Source organism: Lysobacter sp. K5869, from assembly GCF_018847975.1.
GTDB lineage: Bacteria > Pseudomonadota > Gammaproteobacteria > Xanthomonadales > Xanthomonadaceae > Lysobacter.
The window spans coordinates 945,244-968,660 of sequence record NZ_CP072597.1 but is presented as its reverse complement, the minus strand read 5'-3'; the positions used below and the strand labels follow the sequence as shown (position 1 = coordinate 968,660).

General features: G+C 72.8%; 19 protein-coding genes. 11 read left to right on the top strand and 8 right to left on the bottom strand.

Going from position 1 to position 23,417, the window contains the following annotated elements:
• The first annotated feature begins 169 nt into the window (after nt 1–169).
• The 3 genes from J5226_RS04135 (at nt 170) to pabB (ending at nt 5,173) form a co-directional block, all read left to right on the top strand.
• Nucleotides 170–1,810 (top strand): M4 family metallopeptidase, encoded by a 1,641-nt coding sequence (locus J5226_RS04135; RefSeq protein WP_215838598.1) that lies wholly within the window; start codon nt 170–172, stop codon nt 1,808–1,810.
• Nucleotides 1,811–2,129: 319 nt separating this feature from the next.
• The gene (locus J5226_RS04130; RefSeq protein WP_215838597.1) at nt 2,130–2,885 is read left to right on the top strand and encodes a 4'-phosphopantetheinyl transferase superfamily protein; all 756 of its coding nucleotides are present in this window, start codon (nt 2,130–2,132) and stop codon (nt 2,883–2,885) included.
• A gap of 191 nt (nt 2,886–3,076) precedes the next feature.
• A complete protein-coding gene (pabB, locus tag J5226_RS04125) occupies nt 3,077–5,173 on the top strand; it encodes an aminodeoxychorismate synthase component I (RefSeq protein ID WP_215838596.1) in 2,097 nt (698 codons plus the stop codon).
• 58 nt (nt 5,174–5,231) lie between these two features.
• Here pabB and J5226_RS04120 read toward each other — a convergent pair whose 3' ends face one another.
• The 3 genes from J5226_RS04120 to J5226_RS04110 form a co-directional block, all read right to left on the bottom strand.
• On the bottom strand, nt 5,232–5,630 hold the full coding sequence (locus J5226_RS04120; RefSeq protein ID WP_215838595.1) for a hypothetical protein: 399 nt from the start codon (nt 5,628–5,630) through the stop codon (nt 5,232–5,234).
• Nucleotides 5,631–5,823: 193 nt separating this feature from the next.
• A complete protein-coding gene (locus J5226_RS04115; protein WP_215838594.1) occupies nt 5,824–7,473 on the bottom strand; it encodes a SulP family inorganic anion transporter in 1,650 nt (549 codons plus the stop codon).
• A complete protein-coding gene (locus tag J5226_RS04110; RefSeq protein ID WP_215838593.1) occupies nt 7,470–8,090 on the bottom strand; it encodes a ParB-like protein in 621 nt (206 codons plus the stop codon). The genes J5226_RS04115 and J5226_RS04110 overlap by 4 nt, the downstream gene beginning before the upstream one ends.
• A 187-nt stretch (nt 8,091–8,277) precedes the next feature.
• On the opposite strand from J5226_RS04110, the gene J5226_RS04105 reads away from it, so the two are divergent.
• The gene (locus tag J5226_RS04105) at nt 8,278–8,859 is read left to right on the top strand and encodes an ECF-type sigma factor (RefSeq protein WP_215838592.1); all 582 of its coding nucleotides are present in this window, start codon (nt 8,278–8,280) and stop codon (nt 8,857–8,859) included.
• 10 nt (nt 8,860–8,869) lie between these two features.
• On the top strand, nt 8,870–11,515 hold the full coding sequence (locus tag J5226_RS04100; RefSeq protein WP_215838591.1) for a serine/threonine-protein kinase: 2,646 nt from the start codon (nt 8,870–8,872) through the stop codon (nt 11,513–11,515).
• Between the two features lie 3 nt (nt 11,516–11,518).
• Here the strand turns inward: J5226_RS04100 and J5226_RS04095 are convergent, their stop codons facing one another.
• The 5 genes from J5226_RS04095 to J5226_RS04075 all read right to left on the bottom strand — a co-directional run bounded on the left by J5226_RS04095 (nt 11,519) and on the right by J5226_RS04075 (nt 16,649).
• Complete coding sequence (locus J5226_RS04095) at nt 11,519–12,409, bottom strand: hypothetical protein (RefSeq protein WP_215838590.1); 891 nt, start codon at nt 12,407–12,409, stop codon at nt 11,519–11,521.
• Between the two features lie 211 nt (nt 12,410–12,620).
• Nucleotides 12,621–13,481 (bottom strand): hypothetical protein, encoded by an 861-nt coding sequence (locus tag J5226_RS04090; protein WP_215838589.1) that lies wholly within the window; start codon nt 13,479–13,481, stop codon nt 12,621–12,623.
• Between the two features lie 80 nt (nt 13,482–13,561).
• Nucleotides 13,562–15,136, bottom strand: coding sequence for an adenosine deaminase (locus J5226_RS04085; protein WP_215838588.1), 1,575 nt, complete (start codon nt 15,134–15,136; stop codon nt 13,562–13,564).
• Between the two features lie 10 nt (nt 15,137–15,146).
• The gene (locus J5226_RS04080) at nt 15,147–16,301 is read right to left on the bottom strand and encodes a purine nucleoside permease (protein WP_215838587.1); all 1,155 of its coding nucleotides are present in this window, start codon (nt 16,299–16,301) and stop codon (nt 15,147–15,149) included.
• Nucleotides 16,302–16,400: 99 nt separating this feature from the next.
• Nucleotides 16,401–16,649, bottom strand: coding sequence for a hypothetical protein (locus J5226_RS04075; RefSeq protein WP_215838586.1), 249 nt, complete (start codon nt 16,647–16,649; stop codon nt 16,401–16,403).
• A 137-nt stretch (nt 16,650–16,786) separates the two neighbouring features.
• Here J5226_RS04075 and J5226_RS04070 point away from each other — a divergent pair, with 137 nt between their 5' ends.
• The 6 genes from J5226_RS04070 to J5226_RS04045 are packed head-to-tail and all read left to right on the top strand — an operon-like array spanning nt 16,787 to nt 23,289.
• A complete protein-coding gene (locus tag J5226_RS04070) occupies nt 16,787–17,485 on the top strand; it encodes a response regulator (protein WP_215838585.1) in 699 nt (232 codons plus the stop codon).
• A 19-nt stretch (nt 17,486–17,504) separates the two neighbouring features.
• Nucleotides 17,505–18,968: a sensor histidine kinase gene (locus J5226_RS04065; RefSeq protein ID WP_215838584.1), complete on the top strand. Its 1,464-nt coding sequence runs from the start codon at nt 17,505–17,507 to the stop codon at nt 18,966–18,968.
• Nucleotides 18,968–20,431 (top strand): TolC family protein, encoded by a 1,464-nt coding sequence (locus tag J5226_RS04060; protein ID WP_215838583.1) that lies wholly within the window; start codon nt 18,968–18,970, stop codon nt 20,429–20,431. Before J5226_RS04065 ends, J5226_RS04060 begins: the two co-directional genes overlap by 1 nt.
• On the top strand, nt 20,428–21,567 hold the full coding sequence (locus tag J5226_RS04055; RefSeq protein ID WP_215838582.1) for an ABC transporter permease: 1,140 nt from the start codon (nt 20,428–20,430) through the stop codon (nt 21,565–21,567). The genes J5226_RS04060 and J5226_RS04055 overlap by 4 nt, the downstream gene beginning before the upstream one ends.
• Complete coding sequence (locus tag J5226_RS04050) at nt 21,564–22,361, top strand: ABC transporter ATP-binding protein (protein WP_215838581.1); 798 nt, start codon at nt 21,564–21,566, stop codon at nt 22,359–22,361. The genes J5226_RS04055 and J5226_RS04050 overlap by 4 nt, the downstream gene beginning before the upstream one ends.
• The gene (locus J5226_RS04045; RefSeq protein ID WP_215838580.1) at nt 22,345–23,289 is read left to right on the top strand and encodes an HlyD family efflux transporter periplasmic adaptor subunit; all 945 of its coding nucleotides are present in this window, start codon (nt 22,345–22,347) and stop codon (nt 23,287–23,289) included. Before J5226_RS04050 ends, J5226_RS04045 begins: the two co-directional genes overlap by 17 nt.
• The last annotated feature ends 128 nt before the right edge of the window (nt 23,290–23,417 follow it).

Below are 23,417 nucleotides of genomic sequence, written 5' to 3'. Positions count from 1 at the left end.
ATATGAAGAATGCGAAAACTGCGAAATATCCCAGCAATTTGGTTCGCGATCCGCACTTGCGCATCACCGCCCGCGCGCATTCGCCGACTCAAGATGATCGCGACGGCAGCCCACGCCGCCACGGTTCGCCGGCCGCACCGGCGCTTGCATCACTTGAGGGGAAACACGGATGACTTCGTATTCCAACGCACCCAAGCGCATCGCTCTGGTTCTGGCCGTCGCCGCCGTCGTGCCTGCCGCGCACGCCGCGCCGCCGGCCGCGCGCGCGCTGGCGGTGACGCAGGCGCAGGGCTTGATCTCCAACCATCTCGGCGCGCTCAAGGGCGACGCCGAGGACCGTTTCGAGGCGCGCGACGCGGTGGTCGACGCCGACGGCACCCAGCACGTGCGCTTCGACCGCAGCTATCGCGGCTTGCGCGTGGTCGGCGGCGATGTGGTGGTCAAGAGCCAGCGCGGCCAATTGCGCGAGGCCTTGTTGACCCTGCGCAGCGCGCAGCGTCCGTCGCTGACGCCGCGCCTGAGCGCCGACGCCGCCGCGGTCGAGGCCGGCGCGCGCTTCTCCGGCCGCGTCGATCAGGTCCGCTCCAACGATCTGGTGGTCTACGCGCGCGGCAAGCAGCCGGTGCTGGCGTACGAGGTGACCCTGCAGGGCGCCGACACCACCCGCCATTCGGGCTTGGTGAAGTATTACGTCGATGCCGCCAGCGGCAAGGTGCTCGACGTGCAGGACCTGATCCAGACCGCCGCGGCCACCGGCACCGGCAAGTCGTTCTACTACGGCGATCTGAGCATCGCCACCGACAAGAAGAGCGCGACCAAGTACGACCTGATCGACACCACGCGCGGCAACGGCAGCGTGTACGACGCCAAGGGCGGCGTCGTGTCGAACCTGTTCGACATCCTGTCCACCACGGCCGGCGCGACCTTGTTCAGCGACGCCGACAACGCCTGGGGCAACAACGCCGTCAGCGACCGCGCGACCTTGGCCGTGGACATCCACTACGGCGTCGGCGTGACCTGGGACTATTACAAGAACGTGCACGGCCGCACCGGCCTGGCCGGCGACGGCAAGGGCATCAAGAGCTACGCCCACACCAACTTCAAGACCTCCACCGGCGCCACCACCGGCGCCAACGCCGCCTACGTGGCGCTGGTCAATTCGATGTTCTACGGCGACGGCGACGCCGCGCGCGGCTACGGCCCGGTGGTCGGCCTGGACGTGGCCGGTCACGAGATGACCCACGGCGTGACCGCCAAGACCTCGGCGCTGGCGTACTCGGGCGACGCCGGCGGCCTCAACGAATCCTCGTCGGACATCTTCGGCACCCTGGTCGAGTTCTACGCCAACAATTCGCGCGACCCGGGCGACTACCGCATCGGCGAGATGATGCGCACCGACGGCAAGGCCTTCCGCGACATGTACAACCAGGCCGCCGACGGCAAGTCGTTCAACTGCTACCCGGCCGGCGGCTTCGACCCGGCGCTGTCCGACGGCGCGCACAACCCGCACTACACCTCCGGCGTGGGCAACCGTCTGGCCTATCTGGCGATGGAAGGCGCGACCGTGCCGGCGGGTTCGGGGCTGACTCAGGCGCAGTTGGTCTGCAACGGCGACACCGCCCTCACCGGCATGGGCCGCGATAAGTTCGGCAAGATCTGGTATCGCGCGCTGACCGCGAAGTTCACCTCCAACACCACCTACCCGCAGGCGCGCGCGGCGACGCTGGCGGCGGCGACCGAGTTGTACGGCGCGAATTCGGCCGAGTACAACACCTTGGCGCGGGCTTGGAGCGCGGTGAACGTCAACTGATCCGCCGGTCGGATCGGTAGCGTCGAAGAACGGCCCGCTGCGCGCGGGCCGTTTTTTTTGCCGGGCGTTGCGTCGCTGCGTCACCGGGGCGCGGGCGGGATCGCGCTGAAGTCTTTGGATCCCGCGTTCGCGGGGATGACGGCAGGGATGCAACGCGGAAACGCATCGGCCGCGAAACCTGCCTGTCGTCCCGCCCGCGAACGCGGGCATCCAGGGCGTCATCGCGGCATCGGCCTCACGGCGGCGTCCCGCGACCGCGATACCGGCGCCGCCGCGGCGCCTGTGCGATCCTGAGCGCCCTCCCACCGCTCCCGCGCTCATGACCGCCGACGCGCCGGCCGCCTCCGCTTCCGAATCGCCGCGGCCCGGGCAGGACTTCCTGCGCGATGCCGGCGATATCGAAGTCGAGGCTTTCGGCCGCCGCTTCCTCGGCCATGCCTGCCGCTTCGAGGTGGCCGCTTACCGCGACGGGTTGTTCGCGCACCACGCCATCGCCTTCGCGCCGCAGCTCGAACGCGCGGTGCCCAAGCGCCGCGGCGAGTTCCTGGCCGGGCGCCTGTGCGCGCGCCGCGCGTTGGCGCGGGTCGGCGTCGAATCGCCGGCGGTCCCGATCGGCCGCGACCGCGAACCGGTGTGGCCGGACGGCGCGGTCGCCTCGATCACCCATGCCGGCGGCCGCGCGCTGTGTCTGGCCGCGGCGGCGGCCGATACGCTCGGGCTGGGCGTGGACATCGAGCAGCCGATCGGCGCGGAGCGCGCGGCCGAGATCGCCGGCGTGGTGGTCGACTCCGCCGAACAGGCGCTGATCCGGGCCGGCTTCGACGATCCGGCCGCCGGCCTGATCGCGGTGTTCTCGGCCAAGGAGAGCCTGTACAAGGCGCTGTTCCCGCAAGTGCGGCGCTTCTTCGGCTTCGAGGCGATGCGGCTGGCGCGGATCGAACCGCGGCGGCTGGAGTTCGTCTGCGCCGAGGACCTCGCCGCCGGAATCGGCCGCGGCCGGGCGTTCGCCGCGGACTACCGTTTCGACGCCGACGGCGGCGTGCTCAGTTTGGTCTGGTTGCCGCGCCCGCTCTGAGCGCATTCGAGCCGGCCCGGTCGGTCGTCCGCGCCGCCGGTTCCGGCGCCCGCGGTCCGTTCCGCCACCGCGCCGCGTCCGCCGGCGGATGCGGCGCGGCTATGGCGCCCGCCGTGTCCAGCGCGGCAAGCGCGCCCCGCCGCGCCCCCGGCCGCCGCGCCCGCGCGGCTTTGTACGACAATAGGCCGATCATGCGTTGCCTGTTGATCGACAACTACGACTCCTTCACCTGGAACCTCGCCGACCTGATCGGCCGCGCGTTCGGTCAGGCCCCGCGCGTGCTGCGCAACGACGCGGCCGATTGGGACGCGCTGGACGCCGACGCGCGCTACGACTGCATCGTGATCTCGCCCGGCCCCGGCAGCGCCGCCCACGCCGCCGATCTGGGGCTGTCGCGCCGCGCCATCGAGTCCTCGCGCCTGCCGCTGCTCGGCGTGTGCCTGGGCTTCCAGGCCATCGCCCACGCCAACGGCGGGCGCATCGATCGCGCGCCCGAGCCGGTGCACGGCCGGCCCGCGTCGTTGACCCACGACAGCCGCGAACTGTTCGCCGGCTTGCCGCAATCGTTGCGGGTGATCCGCTACCACTCGCTGATCGCCGCCGCGCCGCTGCCGGACGCGCTGGAAGCCACCGCGCACAGCGAGGACGGCCTGATCATGGCGCTGCGCCATCGCCACCGGCCGCAGTGGGGCGTGCAGTTCCATCCCGAGTCGGTGCTGAGCGAGCACGGCTTGGCGATGATCGCCAACTTCCGCGATCTGGTGCGCCGGCATCGTCTCGATGCGCCGCAGGATCGGCGCGAAGGCACCGCGCCCGCGCCCGTGCGCGAGCCCGCGCGCGAATCCGCGCCCGCGCTGCGCGCGTGGCTGCGCCCGCTCGCGCCCGCGCCCGATGCCGAAGCGGTGTTCGCGCATTGCTACGCCGAGGCGCCGCATGCGTTCTGGCTCGACAGCCAAGTCGCCGAGGACGCCGGTTGCTCGTTCATGGGCGAAGCCGATGCGGGCGACGTGCTCGACTACCGCGTGGCCGGCGACGACGCGGCGCTGACGGCGGGGCAGGCCTTGCTGGCGAAGCTGCGCGAAGAACTCGCGCGCGAGGTCGTGCCGCCCGACGCACCGTTGCCGTTCGAGTTCCGCGGCGGCTACGTCGGCTATTTCGGCTTCGAGGCCAAGGCCTTGTTCGACGGCGAGCGCGGCCACGCCGCCGCCGCGCCCGATGCGGTGTGGATGCGCGCGCGCCGCTTCCTCGCCTTCGACCACGCCGCCGGCCGCGCCTGGGCGGTGGCGGTGGCCGAGGAAACCGAGGTGGACGACGCGCAACGCTGGCTCGACGCGACCTGCGCGCGCGTGCAAGCGCTGCCGCCCGCGCCGCCGCCGCCGGCGCCGTCCGCGCTGGCGGAGTTGAACGTGGCGATGGACCTCGGCCACGACGACTACCTCGCCGCGATCGAAGAATGCCGCCGCGCCATCGTCGAGGGCGAGTCGTATCAGGTCTGCCTGACCAATCATTTCCGCGTGCGCGCCGCGCTCGATCCGCTGGCGCTGTACCGGCGCCTGCGCCGCGGCAACGCCGCGCCGTTCGGCGCCTATCTGCGCAGCGGCGCGCAGCACGTGCTCAGCACCTCGCCCGAGCGCTTCCTGCGCGTGGACCGCGCCGGCCGCGTGCAGGCCAAGCCGATCAAGGGCACGATCCGCCGCGCCGACGATCCGGCGTTGGACGCGCGCTACGCGCAGGCCTTGGCCGACTCGGGCAAGGACCGCGCCGAGAACCTGATGATCGTCGACCTGATGCGCAACGACCTCAACCGCGTCGCCGTGCGCGGCACGGTCGAGGTACCGCGGCTGGCGGCGATCGAGAGCTACCGCACCGTCCACCAGATGGTCAGCACGGTCGAAGCGCGATTGCGGCCGGACTGCGATCTGGTCGATCTGCTGCGCGCGACCTTCCCCGGCGGCTCGATCAGCGGCGCGCCCAAGCGCCGCACGCTGGGCATCATCGACCGGCTCGAACGCAGCGCGCGCGGGGTGTATTGCGGATCGATCGGCTACCTCGGCTACGGCCGCGTCGCCGATCTCAACATCGGCATCCGCACCTTGGCCTACGACGGGCGCGAGGTGTCGTTCGGCGCCGGCGGCGCGATCACCTGGCTGTCGGACGCGCAGGCCGAATTCCAGGAAGCGCTGCTCAAGGCCGAAGCGGTGCTGCGGCCGCTGTGGGATTACCTCGGCGGCGGCGCGGCGTTCGCGGGAACCGTCGACGGCGATCGTTGGCGGGTGCGCGGCGGCTGAGCCGCGGGTCTCGGGATTGCGCGAGCGACGCGTCGATCCGCGCCGCGCGCGCCGGCCTTCAGGCGCGGTGTGTTTGCTCTCGCCGCGACGCCCATCGCCACCCGCACCCGGCCAGCACGGGCAGGGCGAACAACAGCCCCGCATCGAACCACAGCGGAAATTCGCCGCCGAGGTTCGTCACCGCCCACACGCCCGACGCCGCCAGCAACGCCCACGCCAGCATCGCCTGCGCGCGCGCCGCGGCCGGCGCCCAGCGCGCGAGCAGCCACACGGCCAGCGCCGCCGCCGCGAGCGTCCACGCCAGATCCCAACCGAGCCGCGCGGCGCCGCCCGGCGGAAAACCGAGCCATGCCGCCGCTTCGCCGCCGAATTCGTTCGCCGCGACGAACGCCGTCGCGGCCAGCGCCCACAGCGACAACGAACCCGCGCCGACGCGCAGCCAACGCGGCGCCGTCATCGCTTCGCCATCGCCCGATTCTCGCGGCTGCAACGGCGCGGTCGTTCCGCCGCGCCAGCGCAACCGCGCGGCCGCCGCATCGCGGGTGCGGCGGCGATGCGATCTGCGCGCCGCGCCGCCTCGCGCGCTACCGAGCGCCGATCTGCGCCCCGCGCCGCCCCGTGCGCCGCCGCCCACGGTCGAACCCCCGCGCTCACGCCCGTGCCTCGCCGTCGTCCGCCGCGCCGGCGTTCACCGCATCGTCCACGCTCCAATACTCCAGCGCCGACGCCGTCTGCCCCGGCAACTGCACGCGTTCGAGCAGCGTGCGCACGCCGTCCTTGAGCCGCGCCAAGGTCAGCGCCACGCCGCGCGCGCGCAGCCAGCCGTCGAAATCGCTCAGCGCTTCCAGCGAGGTGCTGTCGAGATCGGGCGAGATCTCCAGGCTCAGCACCAGCCGGCGCGCGTCCGCATGGGTCTCCACCTGCTGCCGCGCCAGCGCCAGGATCGGCTCGGCGTTGGCGAAGAACAGCGGTTGTTCCGGCCGCAGCACCAGCACGCCGGGCACCGGCGCGGCCTGCGGGTGCAGGGCGAGGTCGACGAAATCGTGGCTGCCGGGCAGGCGCCCGAGCACGCTCAGGCGCGGGCGCGAGAGCCGCCGCAGCAGCATCAGCAGGCTGAAGGCGATGGCCGCGAGCAGGCCGTCGAGAATGCCCAGCGTCAGCACCGTGGCGACTGCGGCGAAGGCGACCAAGCGGTCGCGGTGCCAGCGCAGATACGGCGCGAACGTCGCCGGCCGCAGCGATTTGCTCACCGCGTGGATCACGATCGCCGCCAGCACCGGCTGGGCGATGCGTTCGATCCAGGCCAGCGCGAACACCACCATCAGCAACACCGCCAGCGCCGCGACCAGACCGGCCACGCGCGAGCGCGCGCCGGCCGCTTCGTTGGCCGAGGTGGCCGAGTAACCCGCGCCGACCGGCAAGCCGTGCAGCAGGCCGGACACGAGATTGGCGATGCCGAGCGCGAACAGGTCGCGGTTGGGTTCGACCGCGTCGCCGTGCTTGAGCGCGTAGGCGCGGATCGCGGTGTAGGACTCGGCGTACAGCACCAGGGTCAGCGCCAGCGCCAGTTCCAGGCAGGTCAGCCATTGCCCGGAACCGGGCCAGCCGGGCGCGCTGAGCTGCGGACTCAAGGCGATGGCGCCGGTCAGCGCGACGCCGTGCGCGGACAGCCAGCCCGAGGCGGCGATGCCGAGCGCGATCACGATCAGGCTGGCCGGCACCCGCGGGAAGCGTTCGCCGAACTTCAGCGCCGCCAGCGCCAGCGCGCCGGCGGCGAAGCTGGCCGGCTGCCATTCGCGCCAGCGCTGCGGCAGTTCCCACAGCAGCGGGGCGAAGTCGCTGGCGCGGGCGTGGACGCCCAGCAGCGCCGGCAACTGCTTGAGCACGATCACGCAGGCCAGCCCGAAGGTGAAACCGCGCAGCACCGGCCGCGCGATCATCTGCGACAGCCCGCCCAGGCGCGCGGCCGAGGCGGCCAGGAAGCAGGCGCCGGTGGCCAGGGTCAGGAAACCGGCGACGGCGGCGCGCGCGGCCGGGTCGGGGCCGGCCACGGCCAGGGTCGCGGCGGCCAGCACCGCGGCCGAGGACGAGGTGGCCGAGACGATGGCGAAGCGGCTGCGCCCGATCAGCCCGTACGCGAGCAAGCCGGCGAACAGGGCGAACACGCCGGTCTGCGCCGGCAGGCCGGCGAGCGCGGAATAGGCCACCGCCTCGGGCAGCAGCAGGCCGGCGATGGCCAGCCCGGCCAGCGCGTCGGCGCCGCGGCCGGGTCGGGAAACCTCGGGCGCCGGCGCGCTCATTCGATGCTGCCGCTCCAGCCCGGCAGATAGCCGGCCTCATGGCTGTGGGCCAGCGCCACGGCGCGACCGAGCGTGCGTTCCCCGGCCTTGGCCGCGTCCTTGGCCGGGATGCGCGCGCGCAGGAAATCGGCCCACAAGAACTCGGCGTAGGGCGTGGCGTCCTTGGCGCAGCCGCCGGCCTCGCGCACGCGCGCGGCCAGGGTGCGGTAGGGATCGTCGCGCAACTGCGGCAAACCTTCGGGGATCGCCGCGTAGTCGGTGCGCGCGCCGCGTTCGTCGTAGGGATGCGCCCAGCGGTTGAATTCCATCGTCCGCCAGAACGTGACCGGGTCGAGCCAGGAAAAATCGCGCTGCACGATCACCGGCACCTGCTCCACGCCTTCTTCGAGCATGGCCAGACCGAAGTGGTGGTGATCGACGATATAGACCTCGCCGCCCGGCCCGAGCACGCCGGGAAACCAATGCGAGGCGATCAGCGCGGCGCGCTTCTTGCGGCCCAGCGCATGCCACTGCGCGCGCTTGTCGGCGACTTCGCGCAGGCCGACGGTGATCTGGGTGGGGCGCAGCCGCTGCGGGGCGACCGACAAAATCGGATGACGCAGACCGTGCTTGGACATGGGCGGGCTCCGCGGTCGCGCGCCGGGGCGCGACGCTTCCGGCATTAAGGCCGCGGCCGGACGGCTTGGCAAGCCCGCCGCGCCGCGTCCGCGGACGTTGCGCGCGCGTAACCGCCGCCGCGGCGCGCGTGGTTCGCCGCCGCGCGCAGGCGCTATGCTGGCCTCCCCTCCGGGCGCCGCCCCCGCCATGACCGCCGCCGATCCGCCGTCCGACATCACCGCGTTGTTGCTCGGCTGGCGCGAGGGCGATGCGCAGTCCGAAGCGCAGCTGCTCGAACGCATCTACCCGGTGCTGCGGCGCTTGGCGCGGCAGCGGCTGGCGCGCAGCGGGCAGGTGACCCTGCGCGCCACCGAACTGGCCAACGACGCCTACTTCGAGCTGGCCGAGCAGCGCGAAGTGCCGTTCCAGAACCGCGCCCACTTCTACGCCATCGCCGCGCACGCGATCCGCCGCCTGCTGGTCGATCACCTGCGCGAACGCTCCGCGCTCAAGCGCGGCGGCGACGTGCTGCGGGTGACCTTGCAGGCCGGCGAAGACGTGGCCGCGCCCGCCGCCGACCTCGCCGACGCGCTGGATCTGGACCGCCTGCTGGAACGGCTGGAACGCATCAACGCGCGCGCCGCGCGCGGCGTGGAGCTGCGCTACTTCGGCGGCCTGACCATCGAGGAAACCGCGCAGACCATCGGCGTGTCGCTGCCCACCGCCAAGCGCGATTGGCAGTTCGCGCGCGCGTGGCTGCACGACCAACTCTCCGCGCCGCCGGGCTGAGCGCCGCGCCATGGCCACTTCGACCGCGCTGTGGGCGCAAGCCGCCGAAACCTTCGCGCGCGCGCTGGAACTGCCGGCGCCGCAACGCGCCGGCTTCCTCGACCGCGCCTGCGCCGCGCACGCCGACCCGGCCGGCTTGCGCGCGGCGGTGGCGCGCCTGCTGGCCTCGCACGATGCGATGGAAGCCGAATCCTCCGGCGACGCCGAAGCGCTGCCCTGGCGCGGCCCGGCGCTGTGGGCCGACGACGACCACGGCCGGCTCGGCCCGGGCGAACGCGCCGGGCCGTACGCGATCGAACGCGAACTCGGCGCCGGCGGCATGGGCCGGGTGTATCTGGCGCGGCGCGCGCTGGACGGCGTGGAGCAGCGCGTCGCGCTCAAGCTCGCCGCCTCGCCGCTGTGGGCACCGCAGGTGCAGCGCCGGCTGCGGCGCGAACGCGAACTGCTGGCGAGCCTGGAACATCCCAACATCGCGCGCCTGATCGACGTCGGCGAACTGCCGTCGGGGCAGCCGTACTTCGCCATGGAGTACGTCGACGGCGAACCCATCGCGGCCTGGTGCGACCGGCGCAAGCTGCCGCCGCGCGCGCGCATCGAACTGGCGCTGCAGGCGCTGGCCGCGGTGGATTACGCGCACCGCCGGCTGGTGCTGCACCGCGACCTCAAGTCCGGCAACGTGTTGGTCGACAGCGAAGGCCGCGCGCGCCTGCTCGATTTCGGCATCGCCAAGGCGCTGGAAACCGGCGCCGGCGCGGCCGCGACCGTGGACGCGCAGGCGTTCTTCTCGCCGGCCAGCGCCGCGCCCGAACAAGCGCGCGGCGAACCCACCAGCGTCGCCACCGACGTGTATGCGCTGGGCGTGCTGCTGTACGAACTGCTGTGCGGACAGCTGCCGCTGGCGACCGAGGGCCGCAGCGCCGCCGAGCTGAGCCGGGCCATCGCCGAGGACGTGCCGCCGCTGGCGAGCCGGGGGCTGGCCAAGCTCGAACAACGCGACCCGCAACGCGCGTCGGCCATCGCGCAGGCGCGCGGCGCGGCGTCCGCGCGCGCGCTGCGCCGGCAGCTGCAGGGCGATCTCGACGCGATCCTGGCCAAGTGCCTGCGCAAGGAACCCGAGCAGCGCTACGTCAGCGTCGAGCGGCTGGCCGAGGACCTGCGCGCGGTGCTGCAATCGCGGCCGGTGGCCGCGCGCGGCGGCGAACGTTGGTACCGGCTGCGCAAGTTCGCGCGCCGCCAGCGGCTGCCGCTGGCCTTGGCCGGCTTGGCCGCGGCGCTGTTGATCGGGTTCGTGACCCACACCGTGCTGCAGTCGCGCGAATTGGCGCTCGCGCGCGACCGCGCCGAAGCGCGGCGGCTGCAGGCCGAACGGGTGACCGCGTTCATGGTCGATCTGTTCCGCGCCTCCGATCCATCGCAGAAAACCGGCGCCGAACTGAGCGCGCGCGATGTGCTGACGCGCGCGGCGAAGGCCTTGCAGGCCAACCGCGACCCGGAAACCCGCGCCGCGCTGACCGCGGCGATCGCCGAAGTGGAGTTCAACCTCGGCGACTACGCCGCCGCCGAACGCCACGCGGCCGAGGCCTTGCACCTGCGCTTGGCCGAGCCCGACACCGAACCGGCCTTGCTGCGCCGCAGTTATGGGCTGAGCGCGCAAGTGGCGCTGCTGCGCGCCGACTACCCCGCCGCCGACCGCTTCCTGACCCAGGCCGAGCGACGGTTGACGCCGCAAGCGCAGGACGAAGCGCTGACCCTGCTGCGCTTGCGCGCGCGCTTGTCGCAGGCCCAGGGCAAGCTGGACGCGGCGTTGGCGCAGTGGCAGCGCGCCGACCAACTGCACCGCCAGCGCTACGGCCTGGCCGATTCGCGCAGCATGCAGGCGCGGCGCGGCTGGGCCAGCGCGTTGTCGGCGGCCGGCCAGCAAGAGCGCGCGGCGCAATTGCTCGAGCAATTGCCGCGCGCGCACGGCGAGGATCCGGCCGGCGCCAAGGCCTTGGCCTCGCAAGCGCGGCAACTGCGCGAAAAAGAACGTTACGCCGAGGCCGAGAAAGCGGCGATGCAGGCCTTGAACATCGACCTCGCGCGCTTCGGCGAGGATCACGAGGAAACCGCGTCGGTCTACACCTTGCTCGGCACCATCGCCCAGGGCCGCGAGGATTACCCCGCCGCGCTCAAGTGGCTCGAGCAGGCATTGCAGGTGCGGCTCAAGGTGTTCGGGCCGAAGCATCCGCGCGTGGCCAGTTCGGAATTCAACATCGGCTTGATGCACCACTTGTTCCTGGGCGACGCGGCCACCGCCGAGCCGCATCTGCGGCGCGCGGTGAAAATCGCCGCAGCGACGACGCCGGAGCATTTGAATCTGGCGTTCTACCAACTGGAGTGGGGAATGGCGCTGCGCGATCTGGGCCGCTACGACGAGGCGCGCGCGGCGCTGGCGCCCGCGCTGCAGCGTTTCGAGGCGGTGCAGGGCCAGGAACTCAACCGCGCCCTGACCCGCTTCGAAGGCCTGTGCATGGAGCCCGCGCCGTGGACGGCGGCGCAGGCCCAGGCCTTCGCGCAAGCGGCGGCGGCGGTGCGCGCCGAGCTGAAACCCGAGCATCCCAAGCGCCGCCGCCTGGAACGCTGCGCCGCCCAGTACGCCGCGCCGCCGCGCGCCTAGCGATCAGCGCGACTGCAGCTGCGCCGGCTGCTGCGTGCCGTCGCCGTCGTCTTGGTAGAGAAAACCGCGCGGCAGCGTCGGCCATTTCACCTTCAGCCCCATGCCCGGGTTGAGCTCGCTGCCGCTCAGCAGGCCGTTGCGCAGGCGCGCCGGCCGCCATTGCGCATCGGGCAGCGGGAAGCTGATCCATTCGCGCACCGGCTGGCCCAGGCCCACGCGCACCTGGTCCTCGTCGTGCAGCAAGGTGATGCGCGGCCCGGTCGGCGCGCGCGCGTAATCGCCGAGCTCGGCCGATTGCGAATCGATCACTTTCGGCGACAAGGTGCGCTGATCGGCGTGCGACCACGCGGCGTTCGGCGGAATCATCCAGTCCGCGCGCAGCACCGGCCCGCTGTCGCCGGCGACGACGGTCAGCGCCAGCATGCGCGCGGGGTATCCGTTGCCGGTTTGTTCGGGCGGCACGAACGTCCACTCCAGGAAGGTCGATTGCCCTTGCGGCGCCACCTTGATCGGCGGCACCGGGCGGTTCGACGCTGTGCCGGCCTCGGCCTGCGCATCCAGCGGATTGAGCCGGATCTGCTTGAGCTCCAGCGGCAGTTCCGGCCACTGCGCGGCGCGCTTCAACACGGCCTGGGTTTCCTCGGTGAACGCCAGATCGCGCAGGCGCCAGTATTCGTCGCCGTTATCGAACGGGGCCAGCGTCATGATCATGTCGACCTCGCACGAACTGGCGTTGGGATCGGTGCCCGACTTGGACGTCGTGCCGCCGCCGGGCGCCCCCGGCGTATCCGGGTCGATCGGGCCGTCGCCGCCGCCGTCGCAGAAATCGCTGCCGGCCAAGGCGGGGCCGGCCGCCAGCAACAGGCACAAAGCCAGGGGAGAGAGTGCGCGCATGGGTAGTGCTCCTTGGGTAACGGCGCGCCCGGGGCGGGCGCGTTCCTGATCGATCGGGGGTGGTCGTCGGTGCGGATCGGCGACAGCGTTCGGAACGGACGTCGATCCGCGTCGTGAAGGCCGGACGAGCGCCGCCGCCGCGCGCGGGTGCGGGCGTGCGTGGGCGCGCGCGGCCGGCGTCGGAACCGGGTGGAACGGCGTGGCGCCGCGCTCAATCCAGGCGCGGCACGACAGGATTCGGTTCGGGCGCAGGCAAGCCGCCGCCGGTCGCGTCGCGGTTGAGCGTGCCGGCGGTCAGCGAAGGCCAGCGCAGTTTCATGCCCATGCCGTCGCCGAGCGGCGTGCCCGTGAGCGGGCCGCTGCGCAAACGCACCGGGCTCCAGCGATCGTCGGGCAGCGCGAAGCTGATCCACCGTTGCACCGGCTGGCCGAGGCCGACGCGGACGTAAGCGCCGTCGTGCAGCAGGGTGAGGTGCCGCTGCGGCGCGTCGTCGTTGCCGTAGAGGCGCACCGTGCGGCTGTCGACGATCGGCGGCGGCGCGATCTTGCCGGCGTAGGACCACAGCGCAGACGCAGGCGCGAGCCAATCCGCGCGCAGATACGTCGCGCGGCTGTCGACCCGCACCGTCAGCGCCAGCACGCGCGCGCCCGACTGCGGTCCGCTCGGGCGGAACGACCATTCCAGGAACGTCGATTCGCCGTACGGGCCGCCCGGCTCGCCGATCGGCGGCTCGATCGGGCCGCTCGCCGCGCGCAGGGACGCGTCGCCGCGCGGCAAACGCACCTCTTCGAGTTCCAGCGGCAGTTCCGGCCACTCGAAGGAGCGCTTGAGCACGTCGACGTTGGCTTGGGTGAAGGGCAGGTCGCGCATGCGCCAGTACGGGCCGGCGTCGGCGCGCGGCTGGCTGGAGACGATCATGTCGATCTCGCACGAACCGCCGGCCGGATCGACGGGCGTGGCGGCGAGGCCCGCATCGGCGGCCTTGCCGCCGCCGTCGCAGAAATCGTTGCCGGCCGACGCCGGGCCGGCCGCCAACAGCAGGCACAGGGCCAGGGGAGGGAATGCGCGCATCGGGACGACTCCTTGAGGGACTTGGCGCCCACTGCAGGCGCGTTCCTGATCGGTTACTCGTAAAAACTGCGACGGAAGGATCATTCCGCCGGCGCGGGATCGAGCGGCAGCCGCGGCTGGCGTTCGAAACGCGTCCATTGCCGCTCCAGCCGCCATTGCAAACGCGCCTTGTCGCTGCCGCGCAGAAACGCCGCGCAGGCCGCGTCGGGTTCGCCGCCCGCGTCGCCGCCGGCGCAGGCCGCCGCGCGCGCGCCGCCGGCCTCGTCGCGCCACAGGCTGGCGCCGGACAGGAACGCGTACTGCAAGCTGTCGCGGGCGATGCGCTTGAGGTCGCGATAACGCAGGCCTTGCTCGAGCGCGGCGCGCTGGTACTCGCCGCTCAAATCGCCGCGCAGCACGCCTTGATCGTCGGTGGACAGCACCACCGGCACGCCGGCCGCGCGGTACAGCGCCAGCGGATGCGCGGCGCCGCGCACGCCGAGGATGGCGGCGTTGCTGGACAGATTGATCTCCACCGCGATCTTGTCGCGCGCCATGCGCCGTAGCAGCGCGGCCGGGTCGTCCTCGTACGCCAGCGCGACGCCGTGGCCGATGCGTTGCGCGCCGGCGACGTCCACCGCTTGCCGGATGTGCGCGCGCAGATCGCCCGGCGGCGCCAAGCCGGCGACGAGTTCGCCCGCGTGCAGCGACACGTTCACTTGCGGATAGCGCTGCTTGAAGAACGCGACCATGCGCATGTGCAGCGCGTAGTCGCTCGCCGCCAGACGCTGGTGTTCGGGGCCGACCAGATTGACCCCGACGCAGCGCGGATCGGCCGCGGCGAGCGCGAAGGCGAAGGCGAGGCCGGCGAACACCCGCGCCGGTTCGTGGGTGCGCGTGGCCGAGATCTGATAACGCGTTTCCACCGCGCAGCCGGGCCGCGGCGCGGCGCCGGCGCAGGCCAGCACCGCGGCGGCACGCGCTTCGTCGCCGTCGAGTTCGGCGCGCGCGCGCGGCACCGCTTCGGCGAGGGCGCGCTGCAGCGACGCCGCCCACGCGGCGAAATCCTCGCCGTCCTGGCGGGCCGGCGCGGCGTCGGAGAAATCGCGTCCGGCCGGCGGCACCAGCATCAGTTCCAGATACGCGGTGTTTTCGCCCGCGGCGATCGCCCGCACCGCGGCGAGCATGTCGCCGCCGCGTTCGCGCGCGACCGTGCGGAAGCGGTCGAACGCGGAGAAGAAGCGTTGTTCGACCGGCACCTGCGCATCGCCGACGCCGCGCTCGTAACCGCGCACCGACATCGCATCGATGGCGCGGCCGTACAGCGGCAGCGGCGCCTCGTTCACCGCCACCGAGGCCGGCGCCTTGCACGGCGGCGCGACCAGCCGCGCGTCCTCGCGCTGCAGGCACAGGCCGTCTTCGCCGGCCCAGCGCAAATAGTCCTCGGCGTAGACCGCGCCGCTGAGATGGCTGTGCAAGTCGCCGCCCTTGGGCATCGCCTGCACGAACGCGCGCAGCCGCGGCGGGCTGGCGAGCAGGCGGTCGAAGTACGCCGCCGTCGCGGCTTCGGCGTCGTCGGGCGCGCGTTCGCGCGCATGCGCGGCGCCGGCGAGCGCGGCGGCGAGCAGCGCGCCGTGCAGGATCGTGCGTGCGGCGATGGCGGCGCGCGGTGTCATCGGGTCGTCCTCATGGGAGTTTCTCGCTGCGATCTTGCCCATTCGCAGGCGCGTCGGCGACCGGCAACGCGTCGGCGTAGCGCGCCCAGTTCTTCGTCAGTTCGCGCACCACCCGGCGGCCGACGCGGTACGCGGCTTCGTACGCCGGCACGCCGCGCCCGGCGTGGGCGCGCTGGGCCGAGGCGAACGCGGCGACGCCCGGCGGCGGGCGGGTGTAGTTCGACGCCGCGCGCAGCACCAGCAGCCGGCGCGGATCGACCGCGCCGGTGCGGCCGAGCCGGGCGATGGCGGCGGCGATCGCCGCGTCTTCCATATCGCTGACGGCGAAGCGCGCGCGGCCGCCGGTGTGCAGCCGCACCCAGTCGCGCGCCCAGCGCGTGCCGGCCTCGCCGTGCCAATAGCGGTTGGACGAGACGCTGGCGCCGCGGCGCACGCGCGGGCCGTGTTGGGTGGCGGGGAAGTCGCGCCATTCGCGCGCGAGTTCGCGCAATTCGGGCGCGGCGTCGAGTTCGGTGTCGCGGGTGAGATCGAAGGCCCAGTCCGTCAACGCCGGGTCCAGCGGATAGACCTGGGCGTAGCGCGCGAACGCACCGTACTCCAGCGTCTGCGCGGGCAAACGGCCCGGGCCGTCGGCGCGGAAGGCATAGGCGCCGTAGGGCCAGTCGGCCGGCGCTTCGCGCGGGTCGAGTTCGCGCGCCAGGTCGTTGAGGGCGTAATCGACCCACACCGCGTCGCCGACCGCGCCGGCGTGCGGGTCGATGCCGGCCACGCCGGCGACCAGCCAATACGCCCGCTTGAGGTCGAAACGCGGGTCCGCGGCCAGCGCCATCGTCGAGACCGCGGCGTTGGCCAGCCCCATGCCGGTGGTCAGCGCCAGCACCGAGCGGTCGGCGTTGGCGCGCAGCGGCCGCACGCCGCCGGGGAAGTCCAGGCGCTGGTCCAGGCCTTCGCGTTCGACCCACGACTGCAATTCGCCGGGCGCGTCGCCGCGGTCCTCGCCGTTTTCGTAAGCGACCACGATCACCACCCGGACCGGCCAAGGCGCCGCGCCGGCCGCGGCCGGTTCGCCCGCGCGCGCCGCGCCGGCCGCCGCGAGCCCGGCCAGAACGAGACCGGCCGCCGCCCGACGCCGTGCCGCGCGGATCGTTATCGATGCGATGCCCATCGCGCTGTTCCCCCCGCTTCGCCGCGGCCCCCGCCCTGGCCGTCGATCTTAGGCCTGCCCCATGACCGCCCGCCGCCGCGCGGCGCGCCTAACCGACGCTCACATCGCCACCTGGATCACGGCGCCCCGCGCTTTGCCGCGATAGGCAAGTGCCTGAGCGAACGCGGAACCTTGCCGAACCGTCGCGGTCGAAGCCGCGCCGAAGCCGTCGCGGTTTTGTAACCGTGCGTACCGACGGCCGCGGCGATACGCGAACGGTTCATCTTTGCGTGCGACTTTCGACGGATTCGCGACGAGGAGAAAAGCACTTGAATTCAGCAATCGCGGCGCGGCGAACGCAAGGCGCATGCATGCGCCGAACGCCCGGTTCTCCGACAAATTTTTGACAGAAAGTAACGTTAACGAAAATTCGCAATAGCGAGTGCCACACTTTCGCTATCACGCCGGACGCGTCGCGCGACCGGAACGAGCCCAGAGACGCCCCCATGCGCATCTTGATCGCCGAAGACGACCCCGCCATCGCCTCGGGCCTGAGCGCCGCGCTGGCCGACAGCGGACACGCCGTGGATCGCGTCGCGCGCGGCAACGACGCCGACGCCGCGCTGCACGACGGCACCTACGATCTCGTCGTGCTCGATCTCAACCTGCCGCAGCTCGACGGCCTGACCGTGCTGCAGCGCGCCCGCGCGCGCGGCGAGAGCGCGGCGATGCTGGTGGTCACCGCGCGCGAAGGCGTCAGCGAACGCGTGCGCGCGCTCGACTCCGGTGCCGACGACTATCTGGTCAAACCCTTCGTGCTGGAAGAATTCGCCGCGCGCGTGCGCGCGCTGCTGCGCCGGCGCGTGAGCCAGGGCATTCCGATGCTGTCGATCGGCAAGCTGCGTTTGGATCTGGCCGGCCGCCGCGGCTGGAACCAGGACGCCGCGCTGGAACTCACCGGCCGCGAGTTCGCCTTGCTCGATGCGTTGCTGAGCCGCCGCGGCAGTCTGGTCAGCCGCGAGCAACTGATCGAAGCGCTGTGCAACTGGGAACAGGACATCACCAACAACGGCCTGGACATCGCCATCCACCGCCTGCGCCGCAAACTCGAAGACACCGGCGTGACCATCCGCACCATCCGCGGCTTGGGTTACGTGGTCGAGGAAACCGGCCACGTCGCCGCCGCCGGCGAACGCCGCGCGTGACCGTCCGCCCGGCCCGCACGTGACCCCCGCCGCACCGATGCCCGGCCCGCGCGCGCGACCCGCGCGCACCGGCGACAGCCTGCGCCGGCGTTTGCTGCGCTTCTTGCTGGTGCCGGTGTGCGTCACCGTGGTGTTGGTGTCGGTGCTGGTGTACGCGGTCGCCTCGCGCTATTCCGACAGCGTCTACGACGAAGGCTTGCTCGAAGACGCGTACGGCCTCGCCAAAGTGCTCAAGGCCACCGGCTCGGACGGCCAGCTCTCGCCGCAAGCCGCGTTCCTGCTCGAATACGCCAAGCTCGGCCACAACTACTACCAAGTGCGCAGCCTGCGCCGCGGCGAACTCAGCGCCAGCCGCGAGGCGATTCCGCCCGGCCCGGCGCCGCGCCTGCACGGCGACGCGCAGTTCTACGACACCACCATCGACGGCGTGCGTTCGCGCGCGGTGTCGATCGCGGTGCCGGCGCCGGCCGATCCCAGCGACACGCTGGTGGTGACGCTGGCCGAGACCGTGCAAGACCGGCAGCTGCGCGCGCAGCAGATCCTGTTGATGTCGATCCTGTTGCAGCTGGTGCTGACCGCGGTGTTGCTGGCGCTGATGTGGAGCGGCGTCAGCCGCGGCCTGCGCGCGCTCGACCCGCTGATCGGCCGGCTCGCCCGCCACGGGCAGGAACTGGTGCCGGTCGGCGACGTGCCGGTGCCGGCGGAAATCCGTCCGCTGAGCGCCACCATCGACGCCTTGCTCGAACGCATCCGCCGCCTGTTCGTGAGCCAGGAGCATTTCATCGCCGACGCCGCACACCAGTTGCGCACGCCGCTGGCCGGTCTGGCCCTGCACGCCGAGCGCGCGCGCAGCACCGGCGACGAAATCCAGCGCGCCGCCGCGCTGGCGCAGGTGCAGGTGCTGACCATGCGGCTGGCGCGCACCGCCACCCAATTGCTGGCGCTGAGCCGCGCGCAGGCGCCGGTCGAAGCCGACGGCCCGATGGCGCCGCTGCGCCTGGACCAACTGCTGCCGGAAATCCTCGGCGAACACGTCGCCCGCGCGGTGCGCGCCGACATCGACCTGGGCTACGAAGGCCCCGGCGAAGCGCTGACGGTGCGCGCCGACGCGTATGCTTTGCACGATGCGCTCGACAACCTCATCGACAACGCCCTCAGCTACGTGCGCCGCGGCGGCACGGTCAGCGTCGCGTTGCAGCGTCACGGCGAATTCGCCCGGATCGGCGTCGACGACGACGGCCCCGGCGTGGCCGAGTCGGCCCTGCCGCGCCTGGGCGACCGCTTCTTCCGCGCGCCCGAGGCGCTGGAAGGCGGCACCGGCCTGGGGCTGGCGATCGTGCGCCGCATCGCCGACCGGCACGGCGCGCGCGTGGCGTTCTCGCGCTCGCGTCTGGGCGGGCTGCGGGTCGAACTGGATTTTCCCTTGATCGCGCCCGACGCCCCGGCCGGGCTCGGCGCGTCCACCACCGCGGAGCCGCGTTGATGTCTGTGTCGCAGCGGATTGCCCCGCGAATCGCCGCCCGCGCCTTGGCGACGGCCTTGCTGCCGCTGGCGCTGGCCGCGTGCATGAGCACGCCGATCCCCGATCAAACGCCGCCGCTGCCGCCGAACTGGCGCAACGCGCCGGCCGCCGACGCCGCGCCCGCCGCGGCGCCGGATCCGCGCGGTTGGTGGCGCGCCTTCGGCGATCCGCGCCTGGACGCGCTGGTCGAACAAGCGCTGACCGCCAACCTCGACGCCGCCCAGGCGCGCGCGCGCCTGCGCTCGGCGCGCCTGCTGCACGAACACGCCGGCGACGTGCTCAAGCCGGAAGTGCGCGCGCGCACCAGCAATCCCATCGATCCCGACGCCAGCGCCTCGTTCTTCGTGATGGGCCTGGACGCGGTGTGGGAGATGGGCTTCTTCGGCCGCAGCGAAGCGATCGAACGCGGCGCCCGCGCCGAGCTCGACAACGCCGCCGCGCAACTGCGCCAGGCGCAGATCAGCGTGGCGGCGGAAACCGCGCGCGAATGGATCGCGCTGCGCGACGCGGTCGAACGCGAGCGCCTGCTCGATTCGATCCGCGCCGCGCGCGCCGAACAACTGCGCGTGCAGCAAGTGCGCGCCGACTTGCGCTTGGCCGCGCGCGACAGCGTCGAAGCGCCGCGCGCCGCGTTGGCGCAAGCCGAAGCCGCGTTGGGCGAACCGCGCCAGCGCATCGTCGCCGCCGAACAGGCGCTGGCCTTGCTGCTCGGCCGCGCCGAACCCGATCCGCAATGGCGCGCCGGACCCGCGCGCCCGGCGCTGACCGGCGCGGCGATCGAACGCGCGCCGGCCGATCTGCTGCGCACGCGTCCCGACATCGCCCAGGCCCAGGCCGGCGTGTTGCGCGCCGCCGCCGACCTCGGCCTCGCCCGCGCCGACCAATACCCGCGGCTGGCGTTCGGCACCTCGATCCAATGGTCGGTCAACGTCACCGCGCACCGCCGCACCGAGACCGAAGGCATCGGCGTGTCCGGCCCGATCATCGACGTGCCGCTGTTCGACTGGGGCCTGCGCCGCGCCCGCGCCCACGCCAAGGGCGCCGACCTGGAAGCCGCAGCGCTGGCCTATCGCAAGACCGTGCTGGCGGCGGTAGCGGAAACCGAATCGGCGTTGTCGGCGCTGGAACAACAACGCCAGCGCGAAGACGCCGACCGCCGCGCCTTCGACGCGCTGTCGCGTTCGGCGCAGATGCAGCAAGTGCGGCGCGGGCTAGGCTTGAGCGGCGATCTGGAACTGGCGACCAGTCGGATCGAACGCGATCAATCCGCGCTGGAACTCAACGCCGCGCAGAGCGACCGCGCCCAGGCCTACATCGCGCTGTACAAAGCGCTCGGCGCCGCGCCCGAGGACCGGCTCGGCCGCGCCGAGGACAGCGACGTCACCGCCCGCGTCTCCGCGCGCGGCGGCGAGGCGCGCCGATGACCTCGCTGGCGCGCCAGACGCTGCGCTACGAATGGCGCCGGTTCCTGCCGGCGGTGCTGGCGATCGGCTTCTCCAGCCTGCTGCTGTTGCTGCAAGCCGCGCTGGTGCTGGGCATCTTCGGCAGCGCCAGCGTGTACGTGTCGGGGTCCTCGGCCGATCTGTGGGTGGGTTATCCGGGCACCCAAAGCGTCGATCAGGGCAGGCCGGTGGACCCGAACCTGCAATCGCTGCTGCTGATGCAGCCGCAGGTGGCCAAGGTCGAACCGTTCTATTGGCTCGACGCCGATTGGCGCGGCCCGGCCAAGGACACCGGCGGCGTGTCGGTGTACGTGTCCGGCATCGACATCGGCCGCGACGGTTTGATGTTCTCGCGCGCGCTGTCGCCGGAACTGCGCCAGCGCCTGGCGCTGCCCGACAGCGTGATCGTCGACCGCTCCGAACTCGACAAGCTCGGCGTCGGCATCGGCGAGAGCGCGCACCTCAATGGCCATCGCGTGCGCGTGGTCGGCGCGAGCTCGGGCTTGCGCGCGCTCGGCGGCGTCAACGTCGTCGCCTCGCTCGACACCGCGCGGCGCCTGCAGGGCGGCAGCGGCAACGCGGCGTGGCCGGCGTACTTCGTCGCCAGCCTGCGCGATCCGGCGCAGGCGCCGCGGGTGATCGAACAGTTGAACGCCCGCGCCGCCGGCTTCGGCCGTTTCGAGGCCTGGACCGCGCCCGACTTCGCCCGCCAAGCGGTGCTGTTCTGGATGTTCGACACCGGCGCCGGCGCCGGCGTGCTGTTCCTGGCCGCGGTGGTGCTGCTGGTCGGCGCGGTCATCACCAGTCAGGCGCTGGTCGCCGCGGTCAACGGCTCGGTGCGCGAATACGCGACCTTGAACGCGCTCGGCATCGGCATGCGCTCGCTGCGCTGGGTGGTGTTGGAGCAAGCGCTGTGGGTCGGCGCGATCGGCGTGGTGGTGGCCACCGGCGCCGGGCTGGCGCTGATCGGGCTGGCGCGCGCGCGCGACGTGCCGGTGTTGTTCAATCTGCAAGTGACGGCGATCTGCATGCTGGTGGTGATGGTGTTGGCTTCGTTGTCGGGCCTGTCGGCCCTGCGCGGTTTGCGCCGCGCCGATCCCGCGGTGCTGCTGCGATGAGCGCGCTGCCGAATCCGCCCGCCGCGAGCGCCGCCGATCCTTCGGCGGGTTTGGTCGCGCACGGCATCGTCAAATCCTTCGTCTCCGGCAGCGTGCGCACGACGGTGCTCGACGGCATCTCGCTGCAAGTGCATCCGGGCGAGCTGACCCTGATCTCGGGCCCGTCGGGCTGCGGCAAGAGCACGCTGCTGTCGGTGCTCAGCGGTTTGCAGCGGCCCGACCAGGGCCGGGTCAGCGCGCTCGGCGAAGACCTCGGAACGCTCGGCCTGCGTGCGCTGGAAGCCTTCCGCCTGCACCACACCGGCTTCGTGTTCCAAGGCTTCAACCTGTTCCCCGCGCTGACCGCGGCCGAACAAGTCGCGTTGCCGCTGCACTACCTCGGCCTGAGCCGCGCCGACAGCCGCGCCCGCGCGCTGACCGCGCTGGAGGAAGTCGGTTTGGCGCGGCGCGCGCACCTGCGCCCGGCCGAACTGTCGGGCGGCGAGAAACAACGCGTGGCGATCGCGCGCGCGCTGGCCAAGCGCCCGGCGCTGCTGTTCGCCGACGAACCGACCAGTTCGCTCGACGCCGCCAACGGCCAGATCGTCATCGACATCCTGCACGGCATCGCCCGCCGCCACCGCACCCTGGTGCTGTGCGTGAGCCACGATCCGCGCCTGATCGGCCACGCCGACCGTCTTCTGACCATGGAAGACGGCCGCATCCTCAGCGACCGGCGCGATCCCGGCGCCGACCTGCCTCTTCCTCCTCTTCCTCCCTCTTCTCTCTCGGGCCGCGATGATCCGACTTCTTAACCGCCCCGCGCCGCTGCTGCTCTGCCTCGCGCTGGCGTCGGCCCTGTCCGGCTGCGGCCGCGACGAACCCGCGCGCGCCGCCGCGCCGCAAGCCGCCGCCGCGGGCGCGTCCGCATTCGCCGCGGTCGCGCGCGGCCGCGTCGATGTCGAAGGCGGCCTGCTCAAGCTCGGCATGTCCGCCGAAGGCGTGCTGACCCGGGTGCCGGTGCGCGAAGGCGACCGCGTCGCCGCCGGCCAGGAACTGGCCGCGCTCGACGCCACCGCCGCGCGCGCCGACGACCGCATCGCCGAAGCCAAGCTCGCGCAAGCGCGGGCGCAGGTGAACCTGCTGCAGCAACGCCTCGCGCAAGCGCGCGTGCGCGCCCAGCGCCTGGGCGCGGCCGCCGCGGCCGGCGCCGGCGACGGCCAGAGCGCCGACGACGCCCGCGACGCGCTCGCGCAACTGCAGAACGAAGCCGACAGCGCCCGCGCCGCTGCCGACATCGCCGCCGCGCAACGCGAGCAAGCCGCCTGGATCCTGCAACGCCAGACCCTGCACGCCCCCGTGGCCGGCGAACTCTCGCGCATCGCCGCGCGCGTTGGCATGAGCGTGGCCGCCCACGGCGCCCCGCTGTTCGTACTGCTGCCCGACGGCGAACGCATCGTCCGCGCGGAACTCAACGCCGCCTTCCTCGACAGCGTCCGCCCCGGCATGCAGGCGCAGATCCTCGACGACGGCGACACCCAACGCGTCCTCGGCGCCGCCCGCGTGCTGCGCCTGTCGCCGGCGTTCGGGCCGTCCACGCTCGAGGACGATCCGGACGTGCGCGCCAACGAACGCACGGTCGAGTGCGTGCTGGCCTTGGACAAGGCCGGCGGGCTGCGGATCGGGCAGCGGGTGTTGGTGCGGTTTTTGGGCGGGGCCGTCGGCGCGAAGAGCGCGCGCTGAGGCCGGCGAGCGGCCGGCAATGCGCGACCTGCGTCGCGGCTCGGCGCTCGCGCGCCGCCGCCGCCGCTGTCGAACCCCAGCCTGAAGCCGCATTCAGCCCGCGCCGCCTCGCGAAAGGTTGGTGAAAC

Bases quoted from the DNA above. Each gene is read 5' to 3' on its own strand.
- J5226_RS04135 (WP_215838598.1), top strand. From the start codon at position 170: ATGACTTCGTATTCCAACGCACCCAAGCGCATCGCTCTGGTTCTGGCC.
- J5226_RS04130 (WP_215838597.1), top strand. From the start codon at position 2,130: ATGACCGCCGACGCGCCGGCCGCCTCCGCTTCCGAATCGCCGCGGCCC.
- pabB (WP_215838596.1), top strand. From the start codon at position 3,077: ATGCGTTGCCTGTTGATCGACAACTACGACTCCTTCACCTGGAACCTC.
- J5226_RS04120 (WP_215838595.1), bottom strand. From the start codon at position 5,630: ATGACGGCGCCGCGTTGGCTGCGCGTCGGCGCGGGTTCGTTGTCGCTG.
- J5226_RS04115 (WP_215838594.1), bottom strand. From the start codon at position 7,473: ATGAGCGCGCCGGCGCCCGAGGTTTCCCGACCCGGCCGCGGCGCCGAC.
- J5226_RS04110 (WP_215838593.1), bottom strand. From the start codon at position 8,090: ATGTCCAAGCACGGTCTGCGTCATCCGATTTTGTCGGTCGCCCCGCAG.
- J5226_RS04105 (WP_215838592.1), top strand. From the start codon at position 8,278: ATGACCGCCGCCGATCCGCCGTCCGACATCACCGCGTTGTTGCTCGGC.
- J5226_RS04100 (WP_215838591.1), top strand. From the start codon at position 8,870: ATGGCCACTTCGACCGCGCTGTGGGCGCAAGCCGCCGAAACCTTCGCG.
- J5226_RS04095 (WP_215838590.1), bottom strand. From the start codon at position 12,409: ATGCGCGCACTCTCTCCCCTGGCTTTGTGCCTGTTGCTGGCGGCCGGC.
- J5226_RS04090 (WP_215838589.1), bottom strand. From the start codon at position 13,481: ATGCGCGCATTCCCTCCCCTGGCCCTGTGCCTGCTGTTGGCGGCCGGC.
- J5226_RS04085 (WP_215838588.1), bottom strand. From the start codon at position 15,136: ATGACACCGCGCGCCGCCATCGCCGCACGCACGATCCTGCACGGCGCG.
- J5226_RS04080 (WP_215838587.1), bottom strand. From the start codon at position 16,301: ATGGGCATCGCATCGATAACGATCCGCGCGGCACGGCGTCGGGCGGCG.
- J5226_RS04075 (WP_215838586.1), bottom strand. From the start codon at position 16,649: ATGCGCCTTGCGTTCGCCGCGCCGCGATTGCTGAATTCAAGTGCTTTT.
- J5226_RS04070 (WP_215838585.1), top strand. From the start codon at position 16,787: ATGCGCATCTTGATCGCCGAAGACGACCCCGCCATCGCCTCGGGCCTG.
- J5226_RS04060 (WP_215838583.1), top strand. From the start codon at position 18,968: ATGTCTGTGTCGCAGCGGATTGCCCCGCGAATCGCCGCCCGCGCCTTG.
- J5226_RS04055 (WP_215838582.1), top strand. From the start codon at position 20,428: ATGACCTCGCTGGCGCGCCAGACGCTGCGCTACGAATGGCGCCGGTTC.
- J5226_RS04050 (WP_215838581.1), top strand. From the start codon at position 21,564: ATGAGCGCGCTGCCGAATCCGCCCGCCGCGAGCGCCGCCGATCCTTCG.
- J5226_RS04045 (WP_215838580.1), top strand. From the start codon at position 22,345: ATGATCCGACTTCTTAACCGCCCCGCGCCGCTGCTGCTCTGCCTCGCG.